This is a genomic window from Luteimonas sp. YGD11-2 (genome assembly GCF_004118975.1).
GTDB lineage: Bacteria > Pseudomonadota > Gammaproteobacteria > Xanthomonadales > Xanthomonadaceae > Luteimonas > Luteimonas muca.
Window position 1 is genome coordinate 2736831 of record NZ_CP035376.1, and the last position, 24280, is coordinate 2761110.

General features: G+C 70.7%; 21 protein-coding genes, 1 other RNA gene, 1 pseudogene and 1 riboswitch. Of the genes and pseudogenes, 6 read left to right on the forward strand and 17 right to left on the reverse strand.

Annotated elements, in window-relative coordinates; all coding sequences use genetic code 11:
• Nucleotides 1–338: 338 nt before the first annotated feature.
• From rnpB to rsmI, 3 genes are all read right to left on the reverse strand, one after another.
• Nucleotides 339–783, reverse strand: an RNA gene (rnpB, locus tag ERL55_RS12600) — RNase P RNA component class A.
• 16 nt (nt 784–799) lie between these two features.
• Complete coding sequence (locus tag ERL55_RS12605; protein WP_164972193.1) at nt 800–1696, reverse strand: alpha/beta hydrolase; 897 nt, start codon at nt 1694–1696, stop codon at nt 800–802.
• A 34-nt stretch (nt 1697–1730) separates the two neighbouring features.
• Complete coding sequence (rsmI, locus tag ERL55_RS12610) at nt 1731–2579, reverse strand: 16S rRNA (cytidine(1402)-2'-O)-methyltransferase (RefSeq protein ID WP_241685768.1); 849 nt, start codon at nt 2577–2579, stop codon at nt 1731–1733.
• Between the two features lie 62 nt (nt 2580–2641).
• On the opposite strand from rsmI, the gene ERL55_RS12615 reads away from it, so the two are divergent.
• The 4 genes from ERL55_RS12615 (at nt 2642) to ERL55_RS12630 (ending at nt 7819) form a co-directional block, all read left to right on the forward strand.
• Nucleotides 2642–4027 (forward strand): penicillin-binding protein activator, encoded by a 1386-nt coding sequence (locus ERL55_RS12615; RefSeq protein ID WP_129136724.1) that lies wholly within the window; start codon nt 2642–2644, stop codon nt 4025–4027.
• Between the two features lie 40 nt (nt 4028–4067).
• Complete coding sequence (locus tag ERL55_RS12620) at nt 4068–4457, forward strand: YraN family protein (RefSeq protein ID WP_241685769.1); 390 nt, start codon at nt 4068–4070, stop codon at nt 4455–4457.
• A 112-nt stretch (nt 4458–4569) separates the two neighbouring features.
• Nucleotides 4570–5850: an APC family permease gene (locus ERL55_RS12625; protein ID WP_129136726.1), complete on the forward strand. Its 1281-nt coding sequence runs from the start codon at nt 4570–4572 to the stop codon at nt 5848–5850.
• 784 nt (nt 5851–6634) lie between these two features.
• Nucleotides 6635–7819: an aminotransferase class I/II-fold pyridoxal phosphate-dependent enzyme gene (locus ERL55_RS12630; RefSeq protein ID WP_129136727.1), complete on the forward strand. Its 1185-nt coding sequence runs from the start codon at nt 6635–6637 to the stop codon at nt 7817–7819.
• A gap of 132 nt (nt 7820–7951) precedes the next feature.
• Here the strand turns inward: ERL55_RS12630 and thiL are convergent, their stop codons facing one another.
• The 9 genes from thiL to glyA all read right to left on the reverse strand — a co-directional run bounded on the left by thiL (nt 7952) and on the right by glyA (nt 15369).
• The gene (gene thiL / locus ERL55_RS12635) at nt 7952–8908 is read right to left on the reverse strand and encodes a thiamine-phosphate kinase (RefSeq protein ID WP_129136728.1); all 957 of its coding nucleotides are present in this window, start codon (nt 8906–8908) and stop codon (nt 7952–7954) included.
• A 60-nt stretch (nt 8909–8968) separates the two neighbouring features.
• On the reverse strand, nt 8969–9427 hold the full coding sequence (gene nusB, locus ERL55_RS12640; RefSeq protein ID WP_129136729.1) for a transcription antitermination factor NusB: 459 nt from the start codon (nt 9425–9427) through the stop codon (nt 8969–8971).
• Nucleotides 9424–9891, reverse strand: coding sequence for a 6,7-dimethyl-8-ribityllumazine synthase (gene ribH, locus ERL55_RS12645; RefSeq protein WP_129136730.1), 468 nt, complete (start codon nt 9889–9891; stop codon nt 9424–9426). Before ribH ends, nusB begins: the two co-directional genes overlap by 4 nt.
• A 27-nt stretch (nt 9892–9918) precedes the next feature.
• Nucleotides 9919–11055 carry a 3,4-dihydroxy-2-butanone-4-phosphate synthase gene (gene ribB / locus ERL55_RS12650; protein ID WP_129136731.1) on the reverse strand — a complete coding sequence of 379 codons (1137 nt, stop codon included), beginning with the start codon at nt 11053–11055 and terminating at the stop codon, nt 9919–9921.
• Between the two features lie 9 nt (nt 11056–11064).
• Nucleotides 11065–11685, reverse strand: coding sequence for a riboflavin synthase (locus ERL55_RS12655; protein ID WP_129136732.1), 621 nt, complete (start codon nt 11683–11685; stop codon nt 11065–11067).
• A gap of 67 nt (nt 11686–11752) precedes the next feature.
• A riboswitch (FMN riboswitch) is annotated at nt 11753–11907 on the reverse strand.
• 102 nt (nt 11908–12009) lie between these two features.
• Nucleotides 12010–13119 carry a bifunctional diaminohydroxyphosphoribosylaminopyrimidine deaminase/5-amino-6-(5-phosphoribosylamino)uracil reductase RibD gene (gene ribD, locus ERL55_RS12660; protein WP_129136733.1) on the reverse strand — a complete coding sequence of 370 codons (1110 nt, stop codon included), beginning with the start codon at nt 13117–13119 and terminating at the stop codon, nt 12010–12012.
• A gap of 46 nt (nt 13120–13165) precedes the next feature.
• A complete protein-coding gene (locus tag ERL55_RS12665; RefSeq protein ID WP_129136734.1) occupies nt 13166–13483 on the reverse strand; it encodes a hypothetical protein in 318 nt (105 codons plus the stop codon).
• Nucleotides 13484–13512: 29 nt separating this feature from the next.
• Nucleotides 13513–14049 (reverse strand): transcriptional regulator NrdR, encoded by a 537-nt coding sequence (gene nrdR / locus ERL55_RS12670; RefSeq protein WP_129136735.1) that lies wholly within the window; start codon nt 14047–14049, stop codon nt 13513–13515.
• 51 nt (nt 14050–14100) lie between these two features.
• Complete coding sequence (gene glyA, locus ERL55_RS12675; RefSeq protein WP_129136736.1) at nt 14101–15369, reverse strand: serine hydroxymethyltransferase; 1269 nt, start codon at nt 15367–15369, stop codon at nt 14101–14103.
• 236 nt (nt 15370–15605) lie between these two features.
• On the opposite strand from glyA, the gene ettA reads away from it, so the two are divergent.
• The gene (ettA, locus tag ERL55_RS12680; RefSeq protein ID WP_129136737.1) at nt 15606–17270 is read left to right on the forward strand and encodes an energy-dependent translational throttle protein EttA; all 1665 of its coding nucleotides are present in this window, start codon (nt 15606–15608) and stop codon (nt 17268–17270) included.
• 310 nt (nt 17271–17580) lie between these two features.
• Complete coding sequence (gene pyrF / locus ERL55_RS12685; RefSeq protein ID WP_129136738.1) at nt 17581–18393, forward strand: orotidine-5'-phosphate decarboxylase; 813 nt, start codon at nt 17581–17583, stop codon at nt 18391–18393.
• Nucleotides 18394–18396: 3 nt separating this feature from the next.
• Here the strand turns inward: pyrF and ERL55_RS12690 are convergent, their stop codons facing one another.
• The 5 genes and pseudogenes from ERL55_RS12690 to gspD all read right to left on the reverse strand — a co-directional run bounded on the left by ERL55_RS12690 (nt 18397) and on the right by gspD (nt 24203).
• Nucleotides 18397–18960 (reverse strand): gluconokinase, GntK/IdnK-type, encoded by a 564-nt coding sequence (locus ERL55_RS12690; RefSeq protein WP_129136739.1) that lies wholly within the window; start codon nt 18958–18960, stop codon nt 18397–18399.
• Nucleotides 18957–20138: a nicotinate phosphoribosyltransferase gene (pncB, locus tag ERL55_RS12695; RefSeq protein ID WP_129136740.1), complete on the reverse strand. Its 1182-nt coding sequence runs from the start codon at nt 20136–20138 to the stop codon at nt 18957–18959. Before pncB ends, ERL55_RS12690 begins: the two co-directional genes overlap by 4 nt.
• A gap of 60 nt (nt 20139–20198) precedes the next feature.
• Nucleotides 20199–21053, reverse strand: coding sequence for a glycosyltransferase family 2 protein (locus ERL55_RS12700; protein ID WP_129136741.1), 855 nt, complete (start codon nt 21051–21053; stop codon nt 20199–20201).
• A 158-nt stretch (nt 21054–21211) separates the two neighbouring features.
• A pseudogene (locus ERL55_RS12705) lies at nt 21212–21967 on the reverse strand (glycosyltransferase); the annotation flags it as partial.
• A 25-nt stretch (nt 21968–21992) separates the two neighbouring features.
• Nucleotides 21993–24203, reverse strand: a complete 2211-nt coding sequence (gspD, locus tag ERL55_RS12710) for a type II secretion system secretin GspD (protein WP_129137348.1) — start codon at nt 24201–24203, stop codon at nt 21993–21995.
• Nucleotides 24204–24280 lie beyond the last annotated feature (77 nt).

Below are 24280 nucleotides of genomic sequence, written 5' to 3' on the forward strand. Positions count from 1 at the left end.
CACCCCAACCCCTCGTCCGTCAACGGAGGGGTGATCGTGCGTGCCGGCGGCGCTTCGGCGACCCGGCTTTCCCTTCTCCCGCCTGCGGGAGAAGGTGCGCCGAAGGGGTGGATGAGGGCGCTATCGCGACTTCTCACTCACCCCAACCCCTCTCCCGTGAACGGGAAAGGGGCGATGGTGCCGTGCGGTGGAGCTTCGGGTGCGACGACGGTGTCGCCATGGGGCCCCTGAGTCAGGGGGCGGCTCGCGCCGCAGGCGCGAGTGGGGGTCGGGAGCACAAGCGGGGCCCGAGGTTCGCAAGGCGAACCCTTGGGTTTCCCGGGGGCAGCCCGGGAAAGTGGCGGAGCCGGCCTGTAAGCCGGGTTCTGTCGTGGACAGTCATTCCTCTAGGCGCATCGTCACCGATACGCTCAAGCAACCTACCCGGACCCGACGCGGGCCGCGCCATGAGGTCCCTATTTGGTCTTGCTCCCGGTGGGGTTTGCCGTGCCGGTCTGTTGCCAGACTCGCGGTGCGCTCTTACCGCACCATTTCACCCTTGCCTGATCCCTGCCACCCCTTTGCCGTCTCCAGAAAACACTTGGCCGGCTTCGCCGGCAGCGCGCTGGAGATGTCCACCCGTTCGATCGGGTGGCGGCAAAGGGGTGACAGGGCCATCGGCGGTATCTTTCTGTTGCACTTTCCGTCGGCTCGCGCCGCCCAGGCGTTACCTGGCACCGTGCCCTGTGGAGCCCGGACTTTCCTCGGCATCGCAAGCGATGACGCGACTGTCCGGCCGACTCCGCCGGCGCGGATTGTCTCACGTGCCGGCGGCGCCTGCCGTTCCCGCGACCGCTGCCACCCGCTCGACCAGTTCAGCCATCGCCGCCAGGAATTCGGGCGAATGGGTGGCGGTGTTGTGGCCCTTGCCCGGCACCACGACCAGGCGCTTGTCGGCGGCGGGCAGCGGCGTGGCGTCGTACAGCATCCGCGAGTACGCCGGTGCCGTGGTGGCGTCGTCGGCACCGACCAGGAACAGCACCGGCTCGTCGAGCGTGCGTGCCACCTCGAGGTTGCCAGCACCCTGCAGCGCGGGCGGCACCGCGATACGGCGCACCAGCAACCGGGTCCGCCAGCCCGCGCGCGCGCGCATGTCCGCCACCCAGTCCTCGGCGGTGGTCATCGAACTTTCCAGCACCAGCCCGTCGAGCCGGCGCTCGCGGGCGACATGGCCGGCGAGGAAGCTGCCCAGCGACTGCCCATGCACCAGCAGCGGGAGCGTCGAGAACGTCGGCTCGGTGCGCAGCCGATCATGGACGGCCAGCGCGTCCGCGCGCAGCGCGGCCAGCGTCGCATCGCCGGTACTGCCGCCGTACCCGCGATGATCGACCAGCACCAGGTTGACCGGCAGCCGGGCGTAACCGCGCAGGGTCTGTTGCGCATGCACGCCGATGCGGTAGCCGTTGCCGCCGAAGTACAGCACCGTCGCCCGCGCATCCGGCCGGGTCAGCCGCAGCGAGTACAGCGACGCCCCGTCGCCGGTATCGATCCGCACCTCGTCGAGTGCGTAGCCGGGGAACGCTTCGGCGAGCGTGGCGATATCCGTCGCCGGCGCAGGTTGCGGCCTGACCAGGTGAGATTCCTGCAGCTGGTAGGTACAGGCGGAAAGGACGGCTGCCGCAGCCAGCGGCCAGATGAAACGGAACGGGCGATCCATCGCAACTCCTGTCATGGGCGATCCGGGGGTGATCTCAATTGTCGGCGCCGCCACCGCCATACAGCGCCTTGCGCGGGGCGCCGGTGATCTCGGCGGCCAGGCGCGCCGCGGACGAAGGCGGCAGCTGCGCCGACAGCAGCGCGTAGACGCGCCGGCCCTCGGCCAGCTGGGCATCAGCATCGTCGCCGGCACCCTGCACGACCACGACGAACTCGCCTTTCCGCTGGTTGGGGTCGGCGTCGACCTGCGCCTGGAGCTCCGCGAGGCTGCCGTCGAGCACGGTCTCGAACAGCTTGGTCAATTCGCGGGCCAGCGCCGCGGGGCGGTCGTCGCCGAATGCGCCGCGCATGTCGGCAAGGGTCTCGATGATGCGATGCGAGGATTCGTAGAACACCAGCGTGCGCGGCTCGCCTGCCAGCCGCGCGAGCGCCTCGCGACGTGCCGTCGCCTTCGCCGGCAGGAAGCCCTCGAAGGTGAAGCGGTCGCTCGGCAGGCCGGCGACGCTGAGTGCCGCGACCACCGCGCTCGGGCCCGGCACCGGGCTGACGCGCACCCCGGCCTCGCGCGCGGCGCGCACCAGGCGGAATCCGGGATCACTCACCAGCGGCGTGCCCGCATCGCTGACCAGCGCCAGCGATTCACCGGCCAGGAGCCGCGCGACCACCCGGCCCGCCAGCGCCTCCTCGTTGTGCTCGTGCAGCGCCAGCGCCGGCGTATCGATGCCGAAATGCGCCAGCAGCGCGCGCGTGTGGCGGGTGTCCTCGGCACAGATCGCATCGACATCGCGCAGCACCTGCTGCGCGCGCGGCGACAGATCGGCGAGGTTGCCGATCGGGGTGGCGACGACGTGCAGCACGCCGCGGGCGTCGGGGGAAGCGGCCAATCGTGTCTCCACACTCGGGGTCGGTAGAATCCTAGCCGTTTCTCCCTTCCGGACCGGTTTCCATGCGCAACCAGGCAAGTCGCCTTTCCCGCACGCTCCTGCTGATGGCCGCACTGCTGCTGGCCGGCTGCGCATCGGTGACGCTCGCGCCGACGGCACCACCACCGGCGCCGACCGACCCGAACCTGGTCGCCGCGAATGAACTGGCGCAGCGCTACCCCACCCTGCGCGGGCCGGAACGCGCGCAGGCCGCGCAGGCGATCGAGCAGCTGCTGTCCACGGTGCCCGACCAGGCACTGACCGATTTCGCCGCCGGCCTGCCGGAGGGCGACCCGATGTATGCGCATGCCGGCCGCGTGCTGCAGGCGCGCGGGCTGCCGCTGCCGCGCCCCTACGACCTGGCCGCGCTGTGGGCGGTGCACGCGGGCAACCGGCCACCGGCCGACCACGACGGCTACCGCCCGCCGATGCGGCTGGGCGTGCTGCTGCCGCTGTCGGGCAACCTCGCCACCGCGGCCGCGCCGGTGCGCGACGGGCTGCTGGCCGGGTATTACGGCGAGCGTCGCAACCGCCCGGAACTGGTGTTCTACGACACCGCCGGCGGTGCCGGTGCGGCCTACGAGCGTGCGGTAACCGAAGGTGCCGACTACGTGCTCGGCCCGCTCGGCCAGGACGAGGTCGCCGCCCTGCTCGCCCGCCCCGATCGCCTGCAGGTGCCGGTGCTCGCGCTCAACCGCGCCGGCGAAGGCGCCCCGGCCGGCTCCTTCAGCTTTGCGCTGGCACCCGAGGACGACGGCACCGCGGCCGCCGACTACCTGCTTGCGCGCAACGTGCGCCAGGTGCTGGTGCTCAACGGCGGTGACGACACTGCGCGCCGCAGCGTCGATGCTTTCCGCAAGCGTCTGGAAGCCGGTGGCGGCGCGGTCAGCGACATGCTGGTGGTCACCGGCGAAACCCCGGCCGACATGACCGAGGCGATGCGCACCGCGATGCTGAAGGACAACGGCGCACAGGCGGTGTTCCTGGCCCTGCGCGTGGCGCAGGCGCGCGCGATCGCCCCGCAACTGGTTGCGGCGGGCTTCGCTACCCGTCCGCGCATCGGCACCTCGCAGCTGTATTCGAGCGGACGCTCCGAACAGGACTCCGTGCTCGACGGCATCGTGTTCCCGACCGAGCGCTGGGCAGCGGCCGGCGTGGCCGGCCTGCCGATGGCCTCGACGGTGGCATCGTCGCTGCCGACCGCGCGTGGCCCGGCCGCGCGGCTGTTCGCGTTTGGCTACGACGCCTGGCTGCTGACCGCTTTCATGGAGCGCCTGGTCACCGGCGACGAGGCGGAGCTGCGCGGCGCGACCGGGCTGCTGCGCATCGACGGTGAAGGCAATATCCTGCGCGCGCCGTCGTGGGCCACCTTTACCGGCGGCCACGTGGTGCCGGTCGCCGACCGCTGATCCACTGACCGCGCGCAGGATGCGCGCCACCGGAGGCAGGATGCCCAACCCGATTGACAGGCGCGCGGCGACCGCGAAACGACGCCGCGGCGACGCCGTCGAGCAGCTCGCCCGCGACCTGCTGCACGCGCACGGCCTGCAGGATGTCGCGCGCAACGCCGGTTACCGCGTCGGCGAGCTCGACCTGGTGATGCGCGACGGCACCACGCTGGTGTTCGTCGAGGTGCGCTACCGCCACAATGCGGGTTATGGCGGCGGCGCGGAATCGATCGATGCGCGCAAGCGCCTGCGACTGGTACGCGCCGCGCAGGTGTTCCTGTCGCGACACCCGCGCTGGATGGCGGCCCCCTGCCGTTTCGACGTCGTCGAGGCCAGCGGCGAGCCGCCGCGGCTGCAGTGGATCCGCGACGCGTTCCGCGCCGACGACTGACGCCCCGGCCCGCTTCGGGCGGCGCCTGCCCGCGCCAGCGACGCGGTTACCATCGGATGCTCACGCTGCGGGGGACGCGTCGCTGGACACATCCGATCCATCCACCACCCGGGTGCCGGTGCAGGCCGGCCTGCTGCGCGCGGTCGGGCGCTGGCAGATCGTCGGCCTATCGATCAACGACGTCGTCGGCAGTGGCATCTATCTGCTGCCGGCGATCGCGTTCGGCCTGCTCGGGCCCTTCAGCGTGTGGGCGGTGCTGCTGGCCGGGCTGACCGTCGCGCTGCTGGTGCTGTGCTACGCCAAGGCGGCGAGCTACTTCGAACAGCCCGGAGGCAGCTACCTCTATGCCCGCGAGGCGTTCGGCCCGTTCGTAGGCTTCCAGGTCGGCTGGACGATCTGGCTGACCCGCATCAGCGTTGCCGCGTCGCTGTCGAATGGCCTGGCCGATGCGGTGGCGCGGTTCTGGCCTGCGGCGGGCGATGGCAGCGGTCGCGTGGCGGTGATCGCCGGTTCGTTGCTGCTGCTGACGGCGATCAACATCGCCGGTGTGCGCTGGGCGGCGCGCGCGGCGATGGTGCTGGTGGTGGGCAAACTGCTGCCGCTGCTGCTGTTCGTGTTCATCGGCCTGTTCCATGTCGACTGGGGCCTGGCCGCGGGTGGGCCGCCGACGTCACTGTCCGGCGACGGTGCGGCCGAAGCCGCGCTGCTCCTCCTGTTCGCGTACGCCGGCTTCGAGAACCTGCCCGCCGCCGCCGGCGAGTACCGCAACCCGCAACGCAACGTGCCGTTCGCGCTGGTGACGATGATCGCGCTGGTGACGCTGCTGTATGCCGCGGTGCAGCTGGTGGCGCAAGGCACGCTGCCGGGCATCGCCGGCTCCACCACGCCGCTGGCCGACGCGGCGGCGGTGTTCGGCGGCGAGGGCCTGGCATTGCTGCTCACCATCGGCGCGGCGCTGTCGATCCTCGGCACCAACAACAACACCATGCTGCTCGGCCCGCGCTTCCTGCATGCGCTGGCCGCGGACGGCTACGGCCCGGCGGCGCTGTCGCGCGTACACCCGCGCTTCCGCACGCCGATGGCCGCGATCGTGGTGCAGTGCGTGCTCGCGCTGGCACTGGCGCTGTCGGGTTCGTTCGTGCAGCTGGCACTGCTGTCGATGGTCACGCGGTTGCTGGCCTACATCTCCACCGCCGCCAGCGTGCTGGTGCTGCGGCGCCGGCATGGCGATCCTCCCGGCACGCTGCGCCTGCCCGGCGGCGCGCTGATCCCGGTGGCGGCACTGCTGCTGGGCATCACCCTGCTGCTGGGCGCCAGCACCACCAACCTGCTGGCAGTGGGCGTGGCGATCCTCGTCGGCAGCGTCATCTACCGGTTTCCGCGCAAGGCGTAGACGCGGCGGATGCGTCTGGAATGCCCAGGCAACGCATTGACGCGGATTCGGTGTGCAGCCTGCGCGCCGTACATGGCGTCTTCGCGAGGCCAGTGCCCTGGGACAACCCGCGCCACGCAAGTCACCAGGCTGTGCTCGCGGACCCTGAGCCGGGTCTCCGGGCAATGGATGTCCGGGTAGCCCGCCACGGCCACAGGGGGATGCCCAGCCGGATATCTCCGCGTCCTGCTACCACATCCGGCCGCCGGCCATCCATGGCCGGCTCTGGACATCCCCCTGCGTCCGCGGCGGGCACCGACCGGTCGTCGCATCGGCGCGAAAGATCCAAATCAAAAGCAGGAACGAGCGCGTCGTCGTTGCAGACGATTGCAGCGGGACCGCTCCTGCTTCCTGCTCTTCGTGCCGAAGCCCGCGATTGCCTGAGCCCGTCGCGTGCGCCGGGGGGTGTGCTCCCAGCCGGCCATGGATGGCCGGCGGCCGGCCGTGGTAGCTGGACGCGGACTCCGGCCGGGGGAGCACACCCCCCGGTGCACGCGACGGGCAGCGCGCACCACAACGAAGCAACACAAGGCGCACGAACACTCCCGATCTGCTTCAGTGCCGCATCTCTGGACGAGCCCGACAAAACGCCGGAACGATACTCTGCGCAGTCCTGCGAATTGGCCCACCGATGGGCTCGGCCGACGAGTTATCCATGAGCGTTCGGACGGCCCGGGTGCGAGCACCCTCCGCGCCATCAGGAACGGAGTCCGCCGGTCCGCCAGGCGGTTCGTCCTAGACTGCAATGCCAGCAGCACCGAGGACCACCGTGGACTTCGCCACCCGGATCGACGCCCTCACCCACGATCAGCTGCGCGCGGCTGGCGGACTCAAGTGGAACGCGTTCCCCGACTGCATCGGTGCGTTCGTTGCCGAGATGGATTTCGGGATCGCGCCAGCGATCGCCGATGCCCTGCACGCCGCGATCGCGGATGGCCGCACCGGCTACCTGTCGACCCCGCTGACCAACGCGCTCGCCGAAGCCTGTGCCGGGTGGCACGCGAGCGCCTATGGCTGGAACGTCGAGCCCGCACGCATCCACCCGCTGCCCGACGTGCTGACCGGGCTGGAGCTGGCGCTGCGGCATCTGTTGCCGCCGGGTGCGCCGGTGGTGCTGCCGACGCCCAGCTACATGCCGTTCCTGCCGCTGCTGCATTTGCTCGGGCACCCGGTGATCGAAGTGCCGATGCTGGACGTCGACGGCCACTGGCGCTTCGACGAGGACGCCCTGGATGCGGCCTTCGCGCATGGGGCGAAGCTGCTGCTCCTGTGCAACCCGCACAACCCGATCGGCCGCGTGTACACGCGCGAGGAACTCGCGCGGCTGTCCGCCATCGTTGCCCGCCACGATGCACGCGTGTTCAGCGACGAGATCCACGCGCCGCTGGTGTTCGCACCGCACCGGCATCTGCCCTACGCCGCAGTGAACGCCGAAGCCGCGGCGCAGGCGATCACCGCCACGTCCGCTTCCAAGGGCTGGAACCTGCCCGGCCTGAAGTGCGCGCAGCTGATCCTGACCAACGACGACGACCAGCGGCGCTGGCGTGCGATGGAGCCGCTGGCCGGACATGCCACCGCCACCCTGGGCGTCATCGGCAATACCGTCGCCTACCGCGAGGCTGGCGACTGGCTGGCGGAAGTGCTCGCCTACCTCGCCGGCAATCGCGCACTGCTGATGCAGCGCGTGCGCGATGAGATGCCCGGCATCGGTTGTCGCGAACCCGAAGGCACCTATCTGGCATGGCTGGACTGCCGCACGCTGGGCCCGGGGCCGCATGCGCCGCGGTTCCGGGCGGCCGGCGTGGCGCTCACCGATGGGGCGGACTGCGGCCGCGGCGGCGAGGGGTTCGTGCGGATCAACTTCGCGATGCCGCGACCGTTGCTGGAGGAAGCGCTGACACGGATGGCAGGCGCGGTCGGCAGGACCTGAGCGCATATCCGGGCCGGCCATGGACGGCGGTCCGTTGCGCTGCCGAGGCACGGCCGGCTTCGACTTCCCCACCGCACTGGCCTTGCTGGCGACGCGCGGCATCAGGTCGCCGACGCCACGTGGGGCACGCTGCTACCCCATGAAATGCTCGTAGCCGGCGCGCGTGCCGGTCCACGGGGTGCCGTCCGCGGTCCGGCATTGCAGGCCGCCGTCGGCCCGCATCCGGCCGATCGGGGTCACCGTGATCCCGGCGCCTTCCGCCGCAGCGCGCACGGCGTCATGCAGTGCGGGCGGTGCAGTGAAGCAGAGTTCGTAATCATCGCCGCCACCGGCCTGCAGGCTGCGACGCAGCGCCGCGTCGGCGCAGGCCGCATGCAACGCGGGCGATGCCGGCAGCGCGTCGACATCGACTTCCGCGCCGATGCGGCTGGCGGCGAGCACATGACCGAGGTCCGCCAACAGACCGTCGGAGACATCGATCGCCGACGTCGCCAGCCCCGCCAGCGCGAGCCCGAGCGCGACGCGTGGCGATGGCCGGTCCAGCCGCGCGCGCAACGCCGCCGGCACCGTCTCGCCGCGCGACCAGCCGCGCAGGGCCGCCGCCGCGTCACCGAGCGTGCCGCTCACCCAGAGCTCGTCGCCTGCGCGTGCGCCATCGCGCCGCAGCGCATGCCCGGGCGCGACATGGCCGATCGCGGTCACGCACAGCGACAGCGGCCCGCGGGTGGTGTCGCCACCCACCAGCGCGACCCCGTGCAGCGCCGCCAGTTCCAGCAGACCACCCAGCAGGGCGTCGGCACGCGCGCGGTCGGCGTCGGGCAGCGAGAGCGAAAGCGTGCACCAGGACGGCACCGCGCCCATCGCCGCGAGGTCGGACAGGTTCACCGCCAGCGCCTTCCAGCCGATGTCGGCAGGCGCGGTGTCATCGGGAAAATGCACGCCAACGTTGAGCGTGTCGGTGCACACCGCCAACTGGCGGCCGGGTGGCGGCTGCAGCACCGCGGCATCGTCACCGATGCCGAGCACCACGTCGTCGCGGCTGCCGGCACGTGCGCGGATGCGCGCGATGAGGTCGAACTCGCCGCTCATGCCGGCGCGATCGCCGTGGGAATGACGCGGAGGCGGGCGCTCATCGCATGGCCGGGCACGTCAGCCGCGCGGGGCCTGCACCTCGGTCGCGCGCCATGTGGCGGCGGCGCGGTCGAGCACGCCGTTGACGTAGGTATGGCCGTGTTCGGAGCCGAAGCGCTTGACGGTCTTCAGCGCCTCGTCGATGACCACCCGGTAGGGCACGTCGATGCGGTGCTGCAGCTCGTAGCCGGCAATGCGCAGCATCGCCCGCTCGATCTGGTCGACCTCCTCGATGCCGCGGTCGAGGAACGGCTGCAGCGCTTCGTCGAGCACGCGGCGGTGGGTGATCACGCCGCGCACCAGGTCCTCGAAATACTCGAGGTCGGCCACTTCATTGGCCTGTTCGTGGGCGAACTGCGCGATCACCGCGGTCGCCTCGCCGCCGCTCACCTGCCAGGCGTACACCGCCTGCAATGCACGCCGGCGCGCGCGCGTGCGCAGCACCGGGTCGATACCGGAACGCTGGGGGCGGGTCATGGCAGCTTCTCCATCAGGTCACTCATCTCGATCGCCACCAGCGCGCACTCCTCGCCCTTGTTGCCATGGCTGCCACCGGCGCGGCGCTCGGCATCGTCGGCATCGTCGACCGCCAGCACGCCATTGGTCACCGGCACGCCGAACTCCAGCTGCAGCTGCATCAGGGCTTCCGCGCAGTAGTCGGCGACATGCTCGAAGTGGCGGGTATCGCCGCGGATCACGCAGCCCAGCGCCAGCAGCGCGACGTGGCTGCGCATCGAGGCCACGCGCGCGGCGGCCACGGGAATCTCCCAGGCGCCGGGCACGCGGACCACGTCGATGGCGTCGTCGGGCACGCCGTTGTCGGCGAAGACCTTGCGCGCGCCGGCCACGAGCGCGTCGGTGATGCGCGGGTTCCAGCGGCTGGCGATGATGGCGAAACGCGCGCCCTGCGGCGAGTGCAGGTCGCCTTCGTAATGACTCATGCGGGGGACTCCGGGGAAGGCGGCAGTTTAACCCGCGAGGGTCGCGGGACCGGTGGCGAGCATGGCCGGCTCGATGGTGTCCACCACCTCCAGCCCGAAGCCGGACAGCCCGACCTGCCGCCGCGGCGTGCCCAGCACGCGCAGGCGGCGCAGGCCGAGGTCGGCGAGGATCTGTGCACCGGCACCGTTGCGACGCCACTGGCCGACATCCTTGCCCTTGCCCGCCGTCGTGGACTCCGGCTGCGAGCGCACGCGCGACAGCAGGGCATCGGAATCGCGCGGCGACGACAGCACCACCAGCACGCCCTCGCCGGCAGCGGCGATCGCACGCAGCGCATCGGTGGTGGACACGCCGAAGTCCTCGCGGCGCCAGCGCAGCAGGTCCGACAGCGGATTCTCCACGTGCACGCGCACCAGCGCCGGCCGCTCCGCCGAGGGCGTGCCGCGCACCAGCGCGAAATGCAGTTCGTGGGCGATGCGGTCGCGGTAGGTCACCAGCCGGAACGGACCGGCATCGGTCTCGACGTCGCGCTCGTCGACGCGCTCAACGGTGTGCTCGGTGGCCAGCCGGTAGGCGATGAGGTCGGCGATCGAGCCGATCTTGAGGCCGTGCTCGCGTGCGAACACTTCCAGCTCCGGGCGCCGGGCCATGGTGCCGTCGGCATTGAGGATCTCCACCAGCACGCCGGCGGGCTCCAGCCCGGCGAGTTCGGCGAGATCGGCGGTGGCCTCGGTATGGCCGGCACGGGTCAGCACGCCGCCGGGCTGCGCGATCAGAGGGAAAATGTGGCCCGGGCGGCTGAGGTCGGTCGGCTTGGCATCCGGGCGCACCGCGGTGCGGATGGTGTGCGCACGATCCGCCGCCGAGATGCCGGTGGTCACGCCCTCGGCCGCCTCGATGCTGACGGTGAAGTTGGTCGCGAACTGCGCGGTGTTGGACTGGACCATCGGCTCCAGGCCCAGCTGGCGGCTGCGCGGCTGCGAGATCGACAGGCACACCAGGCCACGGCCGTGGGTGACCATGAAATTGATGTCGGAGGCCCTGACCAGTTCCGCGGCCATCACGAGGTCGCCCTCGTTCTCGCGGTCCTCGTCGTCGACGATGACGACCATGCGGCCAGCGCGGATTTCTTCGATCAGTTCGGGAATGGGGGCGAATGACATGGCGGTCCGTCAGGAAGCGGAAGGAAGCGCGGCGGGGCCGCGGTCGACGAGCAGCCGCTCGACATAGCGCGCGACCAGGTCGACCTCGAGGTTCACCGCATCGCCCACGCCGATGGCGACGAACGCGGTGTTGGCGACGGTGTGCGGCACCAGCGCCACCTCGAAACCTTGCGCATCCACCTCGTTGACGGTGAGGCTGACGCCGTCGACGCAGATCGAACCCTTCTTCGCGATATAGCGCAGCAGCGCCGGCGGCGCCTCGAAGCGCCAGCGCTGCGCGCGCGCATCGTCGGTGATCGACGCCACCCGCCCGAGCCCGTCGACATGGCCGCTGACCAGATGCCCGCCGAGACGGTCGCTGGCGCGCAGCGCGCGTTCGAGGTTGACCGGGGCCTCGTCGGCCAGGCGGCCGAGTGTGGTCAGCGCCAGGGTCTCGGTGGAGACGTCGGCCTGGAAGCTCGCCGCGTCGAAAGCCACCACGGTCAGGCACACGCCGTTGACGGCGATGCTCTCCCCCAGCTGCGGGGTCTCGAACGGCAGGTTGCCGGTGGCGACGGTCAGGCGCAGGTCGCCGCCACGCGGCTCGCGTGCGGCAATCCGGCCGACCCCGGTGATGATTCCAGTGAACATGCTGCTGTCTTCCGCTCGGCGAAAGACGTCTGCGGACACGACGGACGCGCGGCTGCGCGCCGCGAAAACCCGTCTTCTTTCATCCGGACTGTGACCGTCGGCTCCGGCATTGGACCGGATCTGCTGACCTCCCGCGGCTGACGCCGAAGGAGCGCTCGCGGGCTCGTGCCATTGCTGGCACCTACCGCCGGTGGGGAGTTGCACCCCGCCCTGAAGACGCCTGGTGGTGGGAATGCCGGCTGGCCGGCAGCCCGGGATTCTAGCACCGGGCCCCGGCGCGCCCCCGGGGCGGCGGCAGACGCACCGTCCCGCCGGCGGCGCCGTTCAGGCCGTGGCGGACACGCGTGGCCGCAGGATCAGCCGCAGGTCGGCGCCGACCTGGCGGGTCTCCAGCGTTTCCAGCCCGATGCGCTGCGCCATGGTGCGCAGGTCGAGCCCGTCGAACAGCGGGCGCGCATCCTCGCCCAGCAGCAGCGGCGCGACGTACAGCACGATCTCGTCGACCAGCCCGGCCCTGAGCAGGCCGCCGGACAGCGAGGCGCCGGCCTCGACGTGGACCTCGTTGATCTGCAGGTCCGCGAGTGTTGCCATCACCGCATGCAGGTCGAGGCGACCATCGCGGGTGGGCACGGCGGCGCGGGCGATGTCGAGGTCGCGCGGCGGCCGCGCGTCCGGTGCATGCAGGTAGAGCGTGGGCGCATCGCCCTCGCGGATGCGGCCGCGGTGGGTGGTGGCGAGCCCGGCATCGAGCACCACCCGCAGCGGCGGCACGAACGGCGTGTCGTCATCGAAGCGCACGGTCAGCGCCGGGTCGTCGGCAAGCACGGTGCCGCTGGCGGTCAGGATCGCCCCGGCGCGGGCACGCCACTGGTGCACGTCGCGGCGCGACGCCTCGCCGCTGATCCATTTCGAATCGCCATCGGCAGCGGCGGTGCGGCCGTCCAGGCTCATCGCGAGCTTCACCCGCACCCACGGGCGGCCGCGCTCCACCCGCGACAGGAAGCCGCGGTTGAGCTGGCGCGCCTGCGCCTCCATCAGCCCGGACGCGACGTCCACGCCGGCTGCGCGCAGGCGCTCGAAGCCGCGGCCGTCGACCTGCGGAAACGGATCGCGCATCGCGGCGATGACCTTCGACACCCCGGCGGCCAGCAACGCGTCCACGCATGGCGGGGTGCTGCCGGTGTGCGCGCAGGGTTCGAGCGTGACGTAGGCGGTGGCGCCGCGGGCGCGGCCACCGGCCGCGGCCAGTGCGACCACCTCGGCATGCGGCCCGCCGCGCCGGGCATGGAAGCCTTCGCCGACGACCTGGTCGGCGTGCGCGACCACGCAGCCGACCATCGGGTTGGGCTTCGTGGTGTACGCACCGCGTTCGGCCAGGCGCAGCGCGTGCGCCATCATCGCGTGGTCGATTGCGGTGAACGTGTTCGCGGTCATCGTCGCTCCGGGAAAAGGATGGGCGGCGAAACGCGCCGCAGACGCCTCAGGCGATCGAGGCCGGCAGCGCCAGCACCAGCAGGAACACCGCGACGATGCTCACCGCATCGATCAGCAGCGAGCCGCCCCAGGCGATGCCCGCGGCCAGGCGGTCGCGCAGCGGATGCCGGCGCAGCAGCCACCAGATCCCGGCCACCAGCAGCGGCCATGCGAAGGCCAGCGGATACAGCCGTGCCCACGCCGCGGACAGTGCCGGCACGCCGGCATCGGCCTGCATGAACACCGGCACCAGCGTGCGATCCAGCAACCAGGGCAGCAACGCGCCGGGCAGTGACGCGACCAGCGCCTTCACCAGTCCCGGCACCGCGCCATCCGTGACCGCCGCGCCACGCCTCACCGCTTGCGGCCCTTGCCCTTGCCGCCCTTGTCGAAGGCGACCACGTCGCCGGCCAGCAGCGGCAGCTGCGCCTCGGCCGGCTGCTCGCGCTCGAGACGGTCGAGTTCCTCGCGGAAATCGGCGACATCCTGGAACGAGCGGTACACCGACGCAAAGCGCACGTAGCCCACATGGTCGAGCTTGCGCAGCTCGTCCATCACGAAGCCGCCGACCTGGATCGACGGCAACTCGCGCTCACCGCTCATGCGCACCGCGTGCACCACCGCGCGCACCGCGGCCTCGATGCGTTCCTCCGACACCGGCCGCTTCTGCAGTGCCCGGTCGAAGCCGATGCGCAGTTTCTTGGCGTCGAACTGCTCGCGCCGGCCATCGGACTTGATGATCGCCGGCAGCTTGAGCTCGATCGTCTCCAGCGTGGAGCAGCGCTGGCCGCAGGCCTCGCACTCGCGACGGCGGCGGATCGTCGCGCCGTCCTCCGACACCCGCGAATCGATCACGCGGGTGTCGGTGTGCTGGCAGAACGGGCAATGCATCAGGCGGCCGCGCGCAGGGGCACGGCGTCGGTCAGCACATCGGCTCCGCGCTCAGCCATAGACCGGGTACTTCCGGCACTGCTCCGTCACCAGCGCGCGCACGCGCTCGATCACCGCCTCGTCTTCCGGCGCGTCGAGCACGTCGCACATCCAGCCGGCCAGTTCCGCGCAATCGGCCTCGGTGTAGCCGCGGGTGGTGACCGCCGGCGTGCCGATGCGCAGCCCCGAGGTCACGAACGGCTTCTGCGGGTCGTTGGGCACCGCGTTCTTGTTGACGGTGATGTGGGCGCGGCCGAGTGCCTCCTCGGCGGCCTTGCCGGTCACGCCCTTGCCGATCATGTCGACCAGCATCAGGTGGTTCTCGGTGCCGCCCGACACGATGCGGTAGCCGCGCTCGATGATCACCTTCGCCATCGCCTGCGCGTTCTTCACCACCTGCTGCTGGTAGGCCTTGAACTCCGGCTCCAGCGCTTCCTTGAACGCGACGGCCTTGGCGGCGATCACGTGCATCAGCGGGCCGCCCTGGATGCCCGGGAACACGATCGACTGCAGCTTCTTGACGATCTCGTCGGCGCGCTCGCCCATCGCGTCACGGCTGGCGACGATGATGCCGCCGCGCGGCCCGCGCAGCGTCTTGTGCGTGGTGGACGTGCAGACGTGCGCGTGCGGCACCGGATTCGGATACACGCCGGCCGCCACCAGCCCGGCGACGTGGGCCATGTCGACGAAGAAATACGCACCGACCCTGTCGGCGATCGCGCGGAAACGCGCCCAGTCGATGACCTGCGAATACGCCGAGAAACCGGCGATCACCATCTTCGGCTGGTGCTCGACCGCGAGCCGCTCGACCTCGTCGTAGTCGATCAGGCCCTGTTCGTCGACGCCGTACTGCACGGCGTTGAACAGCTTGCCCGACACGTTGACCCTGGCGCCGTGGGTGAGATGGCCCCCGTGGGCAAGGCTCATGCCGAGGATGGTGTCACCCGGTTGCAGCAGCGCCAGGTATACGGCCTGGTTGGCCTGCGAGCCGGAATGCGGCTGCACGTTCGCATAGTCCGCACCGAACAGTTCCCTGGCGCGGTCGATCGCCAGCTGTTCGGCGACGTCGACGTATTCGCAGCCGCCGTAATAGCGCTTGCCGGGGTAGCCCTCGGCGTACTTGTTGGTCAGCTGGCTGCCCTGGGCCTCCATCACCCGCGGGCTTGCGTAGTTCTCGCTTGCGATCAGCTCGACGTGGTCTTCCTGGCGGCGCGCCTCGTCGGCAATCGCCCGGGCCAGCTCGGGATCGTAGGTTTCGATACGTGCATCGCGGGGGAACATCGTGACTCCACAGGCAGCGGGGGCGTGCCGTCGATTGTAGCCCCGCGCGCCGGTATCGGCCCCCGCGACCAGGGTCGGCCATGTGCCCCGGAAACCCGCCGGGCGCGCCGCTCCAGCTGAACCGGCGACCCCGCCACCGGGAGCCGGCCCGCGGGCGGACGCTATAATGCCCCGTTCCCGAATTCCCTTCGCGGCGCAGCCCCCGGCTCGCGTCGCCGTCCGCGTACGGAGCCTGCATGTCCTCGCAATACATCTACACCATGAACCGCGTGTCCAAGGTGGTTCCGCCCAAGCGGCAGATCATCAAGGACATCTCGCTGTCGTTCTTCCCGGGCGCCAAGATCGGCCTGCTCGGCCTCAACGGTTCCGGCAAGTCCACGGTGCTGCGGATCATGGCCGGCGTCGACCAGGACTTCGAGGGCGAGGCACGCCCGCAGCCCGGCACCAAGGTCGGCTACCTCGCGCAGGAACCGGAATTGAACCCCGAGCACACCGTGCGCCAGGCGGTCGAGGAAGGCGTGGGTGAAGTGCTGCAGGCGCAGGCGCGCCTGGAAGAGGTGTATGCCGCCTACGCCGAGGAAGGCGCGGATTTCGACGCGCTGGCCAAGGAGCAGGAGCGCCTGGAGGCGATCCTCGCCGCCGGTGACGCGCATACGCTGGAGAACCAGCTGGAAGTCGCCGCCGACGCGCTGCGCCTGCCGCCGTGGGATGCGGTGATCGGCAAGCTGTCGGGTGGCGAGAAGCGCCGCGTCGCGCTGTGCCGCCTGCTGCTGCAGAAGCCGGACATGCTGCTGCTCGACGAGCCCACCAACCATCTCGACGCCGAATCGGTGGAGTGGCTGGAGCAGTTCCTCGCGCGCTACACCGGCACCGTGGTCGCCGTCACCCATGACCGCTACTTCCTCGACAACGCCGCCGAGTGGATCCTCGAACTCGACCGCGGCCGCGGGATTCCGTGGAAGGGCAACTACACCGAGTGGCTGACGCAGAAGGAAGACCGCCTCAAGCAGGAAGACAACCAGGAAAAGGCGCGCCAGAAGGCGATCCAGAAGGAGCTCGAGTGGGCGCGGCAGAACGCCAAGGGCGGCCGCTCCAAGGGCAAGGCGCGTCTCGCCCGCATCGAGGAACTGCAGTCGGTCGATTACCAGAAGCGCAACGAGACCAACGAGATCTTCATCCCGCCGGGCGAGCGCCTGGGCAACAAGGTGATCGAGTTCAGGAACGTCTCGAAGAAGTTCGGCGACCGCCTGCTGATCGACGATCTGAGCTTCATGGTGCCGCCGGGTGCGATCGTCGGCATCATCGGGCCGAACGGCGCCGGCAAGTCGACGCTGTTCAAGATGATCACCGGGCAGGAACAGCCGGATTCGGGCTCGATCGACATCGGCCCGACCGTGAAGCTGGCCTACGTCGACCAGAGCCGCGATGCGCTGACGGGCAACCACAACGTGTTCCAGGAAGTCTCCGGCGGCCTCGACATCCTCAACATCAACGGTATCGAGATCCAGTCGCGCGCCTATATCGGGCGCTTCAACTTCAAAGGCCAGGACCAGCAGAAGCTGGTGGGCACGCTGTCGGGTGGTGAGCGCGGCCGCCTGCACATGGCCAAGACCCTGCTGCAGGGCGGCAACGTGCTGCTGCTCGACGAACCGTCCAACGACCTCGACATCGAGACCCTGCGTGCGCTCGAGGACGCGCTGCTGGAGTTCCCGGGCAACACCTTCGTGATCTCCCATGACCGCTGGTTCCTGGACCGCATCGCCACCCACATCCTCGCGTTCGAAGGCAACAGCCACGTGGAGTTCTTCCAGGGCAACTACCGCGAGTACGAGGAAGACAAGAAGCGCCGCATGGGCGACGACGCCGGCCCGAAGCGCCTGCGGTTCAAGGCCCTGAAGTGACGGCCTGACGCGCCCGCGTTCGCGCGGGCGCGTTGGCCAGGCCTTCAGCCCGACTGCTTCTGTCGGAGCGCTCGACGGCCGCATGGGGGGCCATCCCGGGCCACTGCGGTTGCGGTTGCGTGCGGAGGTCGGAGTTGCGCTGGAGATCCGCGGATTGCGGATTACGATGATCCGGTGTCTTCCGGCGACCACCCACGGACGACACTGGACTCCCGCCTTCGCGGGAGTGACGGCAACCGTGCATGTCCGGCCCGGCCCGCTGTCCGCATGAATCCGCGGCATAAACATCCTTTGCGAGAGGAAGCATCCAATGGGTTTCATGCAGCAGCTCCGGCAACGCTGGGCCACGTCGGGTTCGCTGGTGTGTGTGGGGCTGGATCCCGAGCCCGCGAAGTTCCCCGCGAAGTTCAGCGGCGATCCCGATGCGGTGTTCGCGTTCTGCCGTGATATCGCCGATGCCACCGCGGAATTCGCCTGCGCGTTCAAGCCGCAGATCGCGCATTTCGCCGCGCTCGGCGCCGAGGACGCGCTGCAACGGCTGATCGCCCATCTGCATGCCGCGCACCCCGGGGTGCCGGTGATCCTCGATGCCAAGCGCGGCGATATCGGCAGCACCGCGCAGCGCTATGCGGTCGAGGCGTTCCAGCGCTACGACGCCGATGCGGTGACCGTGAACCCGTACCTCGGCCGCGACTCGGTGCAGCCGTTCCTGGACCACGCCGAGCGTGGCGTGGTGATCCTGTGCCGCACCTCCAACCCCGGTGCCGGCGACCTGCAGGATCTCGACGTGGGTGGCCGCCCGCTGTACCAGCACGTGGCCGGAACCATCGCCCGTGACTGGAACGCGCACGGCAACTGCGCGCTGGTGGTGGGTGCCACCTGGCCTGCCCAGCTGGCCGAGGTGCGCGCGATCGTCGGCGACATGCCCCTGCTGGTGCCGGGTGTCGGCGCCCAGGGTGGCGACGCCGAAGCGGTGGTGCGCAATGCGAAGAGCGCCGACGGCACCGGCCTGCTGGTGAGTTCGTCGCGCGCGATCCTGTACGCGTCGTCCGGCGACGATTACGCGGACGCCGCGGCCGACGCCGCACGCGCGTTGCGCGACACCCTCGACGCCGCGCGCTGAGGATCAGTCCCGGGCGGCGCCCGCGCTCCTGACGCCGGCGATGAACGCCCGCACGGCAGCGATGGCCTGTGGATGCATCGGGCCGCACCCGGACGTGACGTCGATGGCCACGACATCCGCCTCGTCCATCGGGCGTTCCAGCGCCTCCAGCTGGCTGTGCAGCAGGCCGGGTGGCGCGAAGTGACCGCTGCGGGCCTGCAGGCGGGCGCGGATGACCGCCGGGTCGCCGACCAGATGCAGGAACAGCGTCGGGTAGCCCAGCTCGCGGAAGCGCTGGCGATGGGCGCGACGCAGCCCGGAAAAGGCCAGTACGCAGCTCTCGTCGCGCTGCCGGTGCCCGCGCAGGGTCGCGCACATCGCGGCGATCCACGGTTCGCGCATGGCATCGCTCAACGGTTCGCCGGCACGCATGCGCGCCACGTTCGTGGGCGGGTGGAAATCGTCGGCCTCGAGCAGCCGCAACCCGAATTCGACGGCAAGGCCTGCTGCCAGCGTCGACTTGCCGCAACCGCTCACGCCCATCGTGATGACGAGCACCGGCCTCGCGGCGGACGCGGTCGTGTTCATCGCTGGGGCACGTCGAACACCTGCCGCAGGTAGGCGAGGTAGGCGGGGTCGTCGCACATGGTCTTGCCCGGCGAATCGCTGAGCTTGGCCACCGGCTGGCCGTTGCAGCGGACCATCTTGATCACGATCGACAGCGGCGTCGGGCCGAGGTCGTTGGTGAGGTTGGTGCCGACCCCGAACGACATCCGGCAGCGGCCATGGAAATGCGCGTACAGCTGCATCACGCGTTCGATGTCGAGGCCATCGCTGAACACCAGCGTGCGGGTGCGCGGGTCGATGCGATGCGCTTCCAGATGCGCGATCAGGCGCTCGCCCCAGTCCACCGGATCGCCGGAATCGTGGCGCATGCCGTCGAACAGCTTGCAGAAGTACAGGTCGAAATCGCGCAGGAAGGCATCCAGGCCGATGACGTCGGTCAGTGCGATGCCGAGGTCGCCACGGTATTCCTTCGCCCAGGCATCGAACGCCGCGGCCTGCGAATCGCGCAGCCGCGGCCCGAGTGCCTGGAAGGCCTGCAGCCATTCGTGCGCCATCGTGCCCTGCGCCACCAGCCCGTGGCGACGGGCAAGGTCGACATTGCTGGTGCCGGCGAACTTCGCGCCAAGGCCATCCACCAGGTGCGGGACCAGCGCCTCGTGCCAGGCACGCGAGTACCGCCGGCGGGTGCCGAAATCGGTGATGCGGCAGTCCTCGTAGCCGACCGCGTCGTTGATGCGTCCGATCTTGGCCTGCAGCCGGCGCATGCCCTCGGCCACGTCCGGTGCGCCGTGGCTGTCGCGGAAATACACCTCGTTGATGATCGCCAGCAGCGGCACCTCGAACAGGATGGTGTGCAGCCACGGCCCGCTGATCGTCAGTTCGATCTCGCCCGGCATGGTGGCCGAGGCCCGCAGGTCGACGTACTTGCGGTCGAAGCGGAACAGGGCGAGGAAGTCGACGAAGTCCGGCTTGATGAAGCGCAGGCCGCGCAGGTAGTCGAGCTCGTCGGGCTGCAGGCGCAGCGCGCACAACGCATCGATCCCGGCCGAGATCGCATCGAGGTGGCGGGCGAGGTCCACGCCGGGGGTCCGGCAGCGGAAGCGGTACTCGGCCTGCGCGGCCGGGTACTGGTGCAGCACCGCCTGCATCATCGTGAACTTGTAGAGATCGGTGTCGAGCAGCGACTGGATGACGGGCATGTGCGGCCCCCGTGTGCGGGCTGACAGGCTAGGACATTTCCCGCGAACGGACGGCGACGCCTACCGGCGCAGCTGCCGCAGCACCGCCAGCGGGAAGCGCAGCCAGATCGCCGCCCACACCGCGCCGCGCTCCGGCAGGCTGCGTCGTGGCGCCTCGAAACGCCGGAAATAGCGCCACAGGCCGCGGTGCTTGTGCCATTCCACGAACACCGGCCGCGAGCGGCTGGACACCCCGCGCACATGCACGACCCGCACGTCATTGGCGACCCGCACCGCGGCCCCCGCCATGCGCGCGCGCCGGCACAGGTCGAGATCCTCGGCATGCAGGCGATAGCCGCTGTCGAAGCCGCCGATACGGCGGAACAGCGCGCGCGGCATCAGCATCAGCGCACCGGAGATCGCATCGACGTCCTGCAACGCGGTGCCATCGTCGACCGGCACGTCCAGCTGTCGTGCCGCCGCCGAGCGCAGCATCGCGCCGAAGTCGGGATCGCGCCTGCGCGCGGCGCCATCGCGCACGCCGGCCTCGTCGACCAGGTCGCCGCCCAGCAGCACCGGGCCGTCGTGCGCGGCGGCATGCGCGCGCAGCCGCGCCAGTGCATCGGCATCGGGCAGGCAGTCCGGATTGACGAAGGCCAGCCACGGCGCGTCGCTGGCCGCGGCGCCCTGGTTGCAGGCCACCGAGAACCCCGGGTTGTCCGGGTTGGCGATGAAACGCACGCGCGCATCGGCGCTGGCATGGCGCTGCACGAGGGCGACGGTCGCATCCTGCGAGTTGTTGTCGACGATGCGGATCTCGGTGACGCCATCGGCCGCGCGCAGGCGCGTCAGGCAGTCATCGATGGTCGAGGCGCTGTTGTAGCTGACCACCACCGCGGCGATGCCGTCGGTGGTGGTGGCACTGGCGTGCGTCATGCGGAATGGGTCCGTGGAGCGGAAGGCGGCGGCGTGGCAGGGGGGAGGGACGGTGGCGGGCCGCCGGGGGCGGCCGCTTCCTGCTGGAACAGTTCGCGCTGGGTCGGCGGGCCTTCCAGCGCGGCATACGCGGCCTGCAGCGCCTGCCGGCAGCCTGCCAGCGGGTCGCGCATCAGGAACGCCGCCAGGCGCGCATGCCAGTCCGGCCAGCGCGCGGCGAGCGCCGGCATGTCGCCATCCGCGGCACCGCCCTCGCCGCCGCGCGCGACGAATGCCGTCTCGCACAGCACATTGCGCCAGCCGAGCCCGGCGAGGCGCAGCGACAGGTCGATCAGCGCCGCATACCAGGAGGCGTAGCTCGACGCATCGAGACCACCGGCCCGGCGCCGTGCACTGCCGCGCAGCAGCACCGCGTGGCCGACCGCCGCGGGCAGTTCCGGATGCAGCGGCGGCAGCGTGAGACAGGCGTCACCCAGGCGCACGAGGTCGCGCGGCACCGCGCAGATCTCGCCGATCCGCGGCCAGGCCACGGTTTCGCCGGCGTTGCACCACGGCGTGGCGGTGGCGATGGCGGCGTCGCGGGCGAAACAGGCCACCAGCTGCGTCAGCCAGCCGGCTGCGGGAATGGCATCGGGCGCGAGCACGACGACGTCGGCATCGCCGCAGGCGGCCAGCACCTCGTCGAGGTGCGCGACCTCCCCGATGCTGCGCTGGCGGCGGCTGTAGTCGGCCTGCAGTCGGGTGCCGCCCAGCCAGCGCTCGACGATCGCCAGCCCGCGCGGGCCGGCGCAGGCGTCGTCGGCCAGCCACACGCGCGTACCCGCCGGCGTGCCGGCATCGAGCGCGGCCAGGCAGGCGTCGAGCGCGTCGTCGTCACTGCCCAGCGGCAGCACGATGATCGGCAAGGTGCTCATCGGCGGGCCCCGTCCCGCGACATGCTCACTCGACCCGGTCGGCGGCCCGGCCGGCCTCGTCCGCCTGCTGCTGGCGCATCGGATCGAGCGCGCGGAAGCGGCGGCCGTACTCGTCGGTGAGGCGGCGCGCCTCGTTGGGATCGCGCACGATGGTCGGGGTCAGCAGGATGATCACCTCGCTGCGCTCGCTGGCGATGCGCTGCTGGCCGAACAGCCCGCCCACCACCGGGATGCGGCTCAGCCCCGGGAAGCCGGTGGAGCCGCGGGTGTTCTGGTCGCTGATCAGGCCGGCCAGCATCACCGTGTCGCCGGCCTGCACCGCGGCTTCGGTCTTCATGCGCCGGGTATTGATGCGCACGTTGCCGTACTGGTCGGGCTCGTCGCCGGGGGTGCTCACTTCCTGCACGATGTCGAGGAACACGGTGCCGTCGCGGGTCACCCGCGGGCGCACGGTGAGGATGATGCCGGTATCGATGTACTGCACCTGGCTGATGGCGTTGTCGCCGCCGCCGAACACCGGGTTGACGCTGACCGAGGCCACCGGGATGCGACTACCGACGTTGAGCGTGGCCTCGGCGTTGTTGCGCACGAACACCGATGGCGTCTGCAGCAGGCGCACGTCGGTGACCTGGTCGAGCGCCGACAGCACCGCCGCGGCATTGCGGCCGAGGAAGGTCCAGCCCAGCCCGGGGCCAACGCCGCCCTGGGTGGTGCCGCTGACATTGCCGGCCAGGCCACTCCAGGTCGTACGTCCCACCGCGCTGGGCAGGCCGGCGTCGGTCACGGCGCGCTCGAAGAACCAGTTCACGCCGTAGCGCAGGTCGCCGGTGAGCAGCACCTCGGCCACCTGCGCCTCGATATGCACCTGCATCGGCATCACGTCGAGCCGCTCCACCACCTCGCGGATCGACTTCCACGCCGAGGCCGTCGCACGTACCAGCAGGGTGTTGGTCTCGTCCACCGCGGACACACCGACCCGCGACCCCTCGACTTCCAGCATCACGCTGGTATTGCCCTGGCTGGCCGGGTTGAGCGACATCTCGCCCTGGAAGCCTCCGCCGGTGCCGGCGCCGCCACCGAAACGGTCGTTGCCGCTACTCATCGACGTGTCGTCGCGGCGGCTGTCGTCCTGGCTGCCGATGCGCGTCTGCGTGGTGCCCGGCATCAGCGACGCACTGCCCCCGGTATCGCCCGAACCACCCGACGATGCTCCGAACACCTGCGCCAGCCGCTCGGCCAGCTCCGCCGCCTTGATGTACTTGAGTTCGTAGGAGAACAGCCGCGACTCGCCGCCGGCGGTGTCGATGCGCTCCAGCCAGCGCTGGATCTCGTCGAGGTAGGCCGGCTGTGAGGTGATCACCATCACCGCGTTGGCCCCGTCCAGCGGCAGGAAGCGGAACATGCCGGCCACCGGCGAGCCGCTGTCCTCGCCGAACACCTTCTCGAGGTCACCGACCACCTGGGTGGCGCGGCCGGATTCCAGCGGGAACACGCCCACCGACATCCCGGCCAGCCAGTCGACATCGAAGATCTCGATCGTGCGCAGGTAGTTCTCGAGCTCGGCGCGGGTGCCGGCCACGGTGATCACGTTGCGGCCGTTGTCGACGTTGACGATCGAATTCGGCCGCGCGTAGGGCTCGAGGATCTTCTCCATCTCGGTGGCGGAGATGTACTGCAGCTGCACCGTGCGCGCCTCGAAGCCGCGCGCGCCCGCCGCGCTGCCGGTGCGCGGGGCGACCGCGCCGGTGGCCATCGCGGTATCGGCAGGCACGATGTTGTAGCGGCCGTCGCTGTAGATCATCCGCGCGTTGTTCCAGCCCAGCACCATCTCCAGCAGGCTCAGCGCCTGCGAGGCGCCGACCGGACGCGGCGTGGCCAGCGTCACCGTGCCCTGCACTTCCGGGGCGATCACGTAGTTCTGGCCCAGCATGTCGCCGAGCACCGCCTTGACCACGGCGTGCACGGATTCGCCCTCGAAGTTGAAGGTGGCCTCTCCGCTGGTGGCGCTGAGGTTGGGCAGCGGCTGCGCGGCGGCGGCGCGGTTGATGGTCTGCTGGGTGCCGCGGCGCACCTGCGCGCGCGGGCCGGCTTCCGCCTCGTCGAGTGCTTCGCGCTCGACCTCGCCCGGCGCCACCATCGGCTGGGCATCGCGGCGGATCTCCGGCACCGCGATCGAGGCGCAGCCGGTGAGCAGGCCGAGCAGCAGTGCGAGCGCGAAGGGGCGCAGACGGAACATGCCGTAATGGAGCACGCGGTAATGGAGCAGGCGGTAATGGAGCAGGCCGTAACGGAGCAGGGCGGATCGGGATCGCG

Excerpts from the sequence above, each read along its gene's own strand:
- ERL55_RS12655 (WP_129136732.1), bottom strand. The coding sequence starts at position 11,685 with ATGTTCACTGGAATCATCACCGGGGTCGGCCGGATTGCCGCACGCGAG.
- ERL55_RS12630 (WP_129136727.1), top strand. The coding sequence starts at position 6,635 with ATGCCAGCAGCACCGAGGACCACCGTGGACTTCGCCACCCGGATCGAC.
- pyrF (WP_129136738.1), top strand. The coding sequence starts at position 17,581 with ATGGGTTTCATGCAGCAGCTCCGGCAACGCTGGGCCACGTCGGGTTCG.
- ERL55_RS12620 (WP_241685769.1), top strand. The coding sequence starts at position 4,068 with ATGCCCAACCCGATTGACAGGCGCGCGGCGACCGCGAAACGACGCCGC.
- glyA (WP_129136736.1), bottom strand. The coding sequence starts at position 15,369 with ATGTTCCCCCGCGATGCACGTATCGAAACCTACGATCCCGAGCTGGCC.
- ERL55_RS12605 (WP_164972193.1), bottom strand. The coding sequence starts at position 1,696 with ATGGATCGCCCGTTCCGTTTCATCTGGCCGCTGGCTGCGGCAGCCGTC.
- ettA (WP_129136737.1), top strand. The coding sequence starts at position 15,606 with ATGTCCTCGCAATACATCTACACCATGAACCGCGTGTCCAAGGTGGTT.
- ribD (WP_129136733.1), bottom strand. The coding sequence starts at position 13,119 with ATGACCGCGAACACGTTCACCGCAATCGACCACGCGATGATGGCGCAC.
- thiL (WP_129136728.1), bottom strand. The coding sequence starts at position 8,908 with ATGAGCGGCGAGTTCGACCTCATCGCGCGCATCCGCGCACGTGCCGGC.
- pncB (WP_129136740.1), bottom strand. The coding sequence starts at position 20,138 with ATGCCCGTCATCCAGTCGCTGCTCGACACCGATCTCTACAAGTTCACG.
- nrdR (WP_129136735.1), bottom strand. The coding sequence starts at position 14,049 with ATGCATTGCCCGTTCTGCCAGCACACCGACACCCGCGTGATCGATTCG.
- ERL55_RS12615 (WP_129136724.1), top strand. The coding sequence starts at position 2,642 with ATGCGCAACCAGGCAAGTCGCCTTTCCCGCACGCTCCTGCTGATGGCC.
- nusB (WP_129136729.1), bottom strand. The coding sequence starts at position 9,427 with ATGACCCGCCCCCAGCGTTCCGGTATCGACCCGGTGCTGCGCACGCGC.
- gspD (WP_129137348.1), bottom strand. The coding sequence starts at position 24,203 with ATGTTCCGTCTGCGCCCCTTCGCGCTCGCACTGCTGCTCGGCCTGCTC.
- ERL55_RS12700 (WP_129136741.1), bottom strand. The coding sequence starts at position 21,053 with ATGACGCACGCCAGTGCCACCACCACCGACGGCATCGCCGCGGTGGTG.
- ribB (WP_129136731.1), bottom strand. The coding sequence starts at position 11,055 with ATGTCATTCGCCCCCATTCCCGAACTGATCGAAGAAATCCGCGCTGGC.
- ribH (WP_129136730.1), bottom strand. The coding sequence starts at position 9,891 with ATGAGTCATTACGAAGGCGACCTGCACTCGCCGCAGGGCGCGCGTTTC.
- ERL55_RS12690 (WP_129136739.1), bottom strand. The coding sequence starts at position 18,960 with ATGAACACGACCGCGTCCGCCGCGAGGCCGGTGCTCGTCATCACGATG.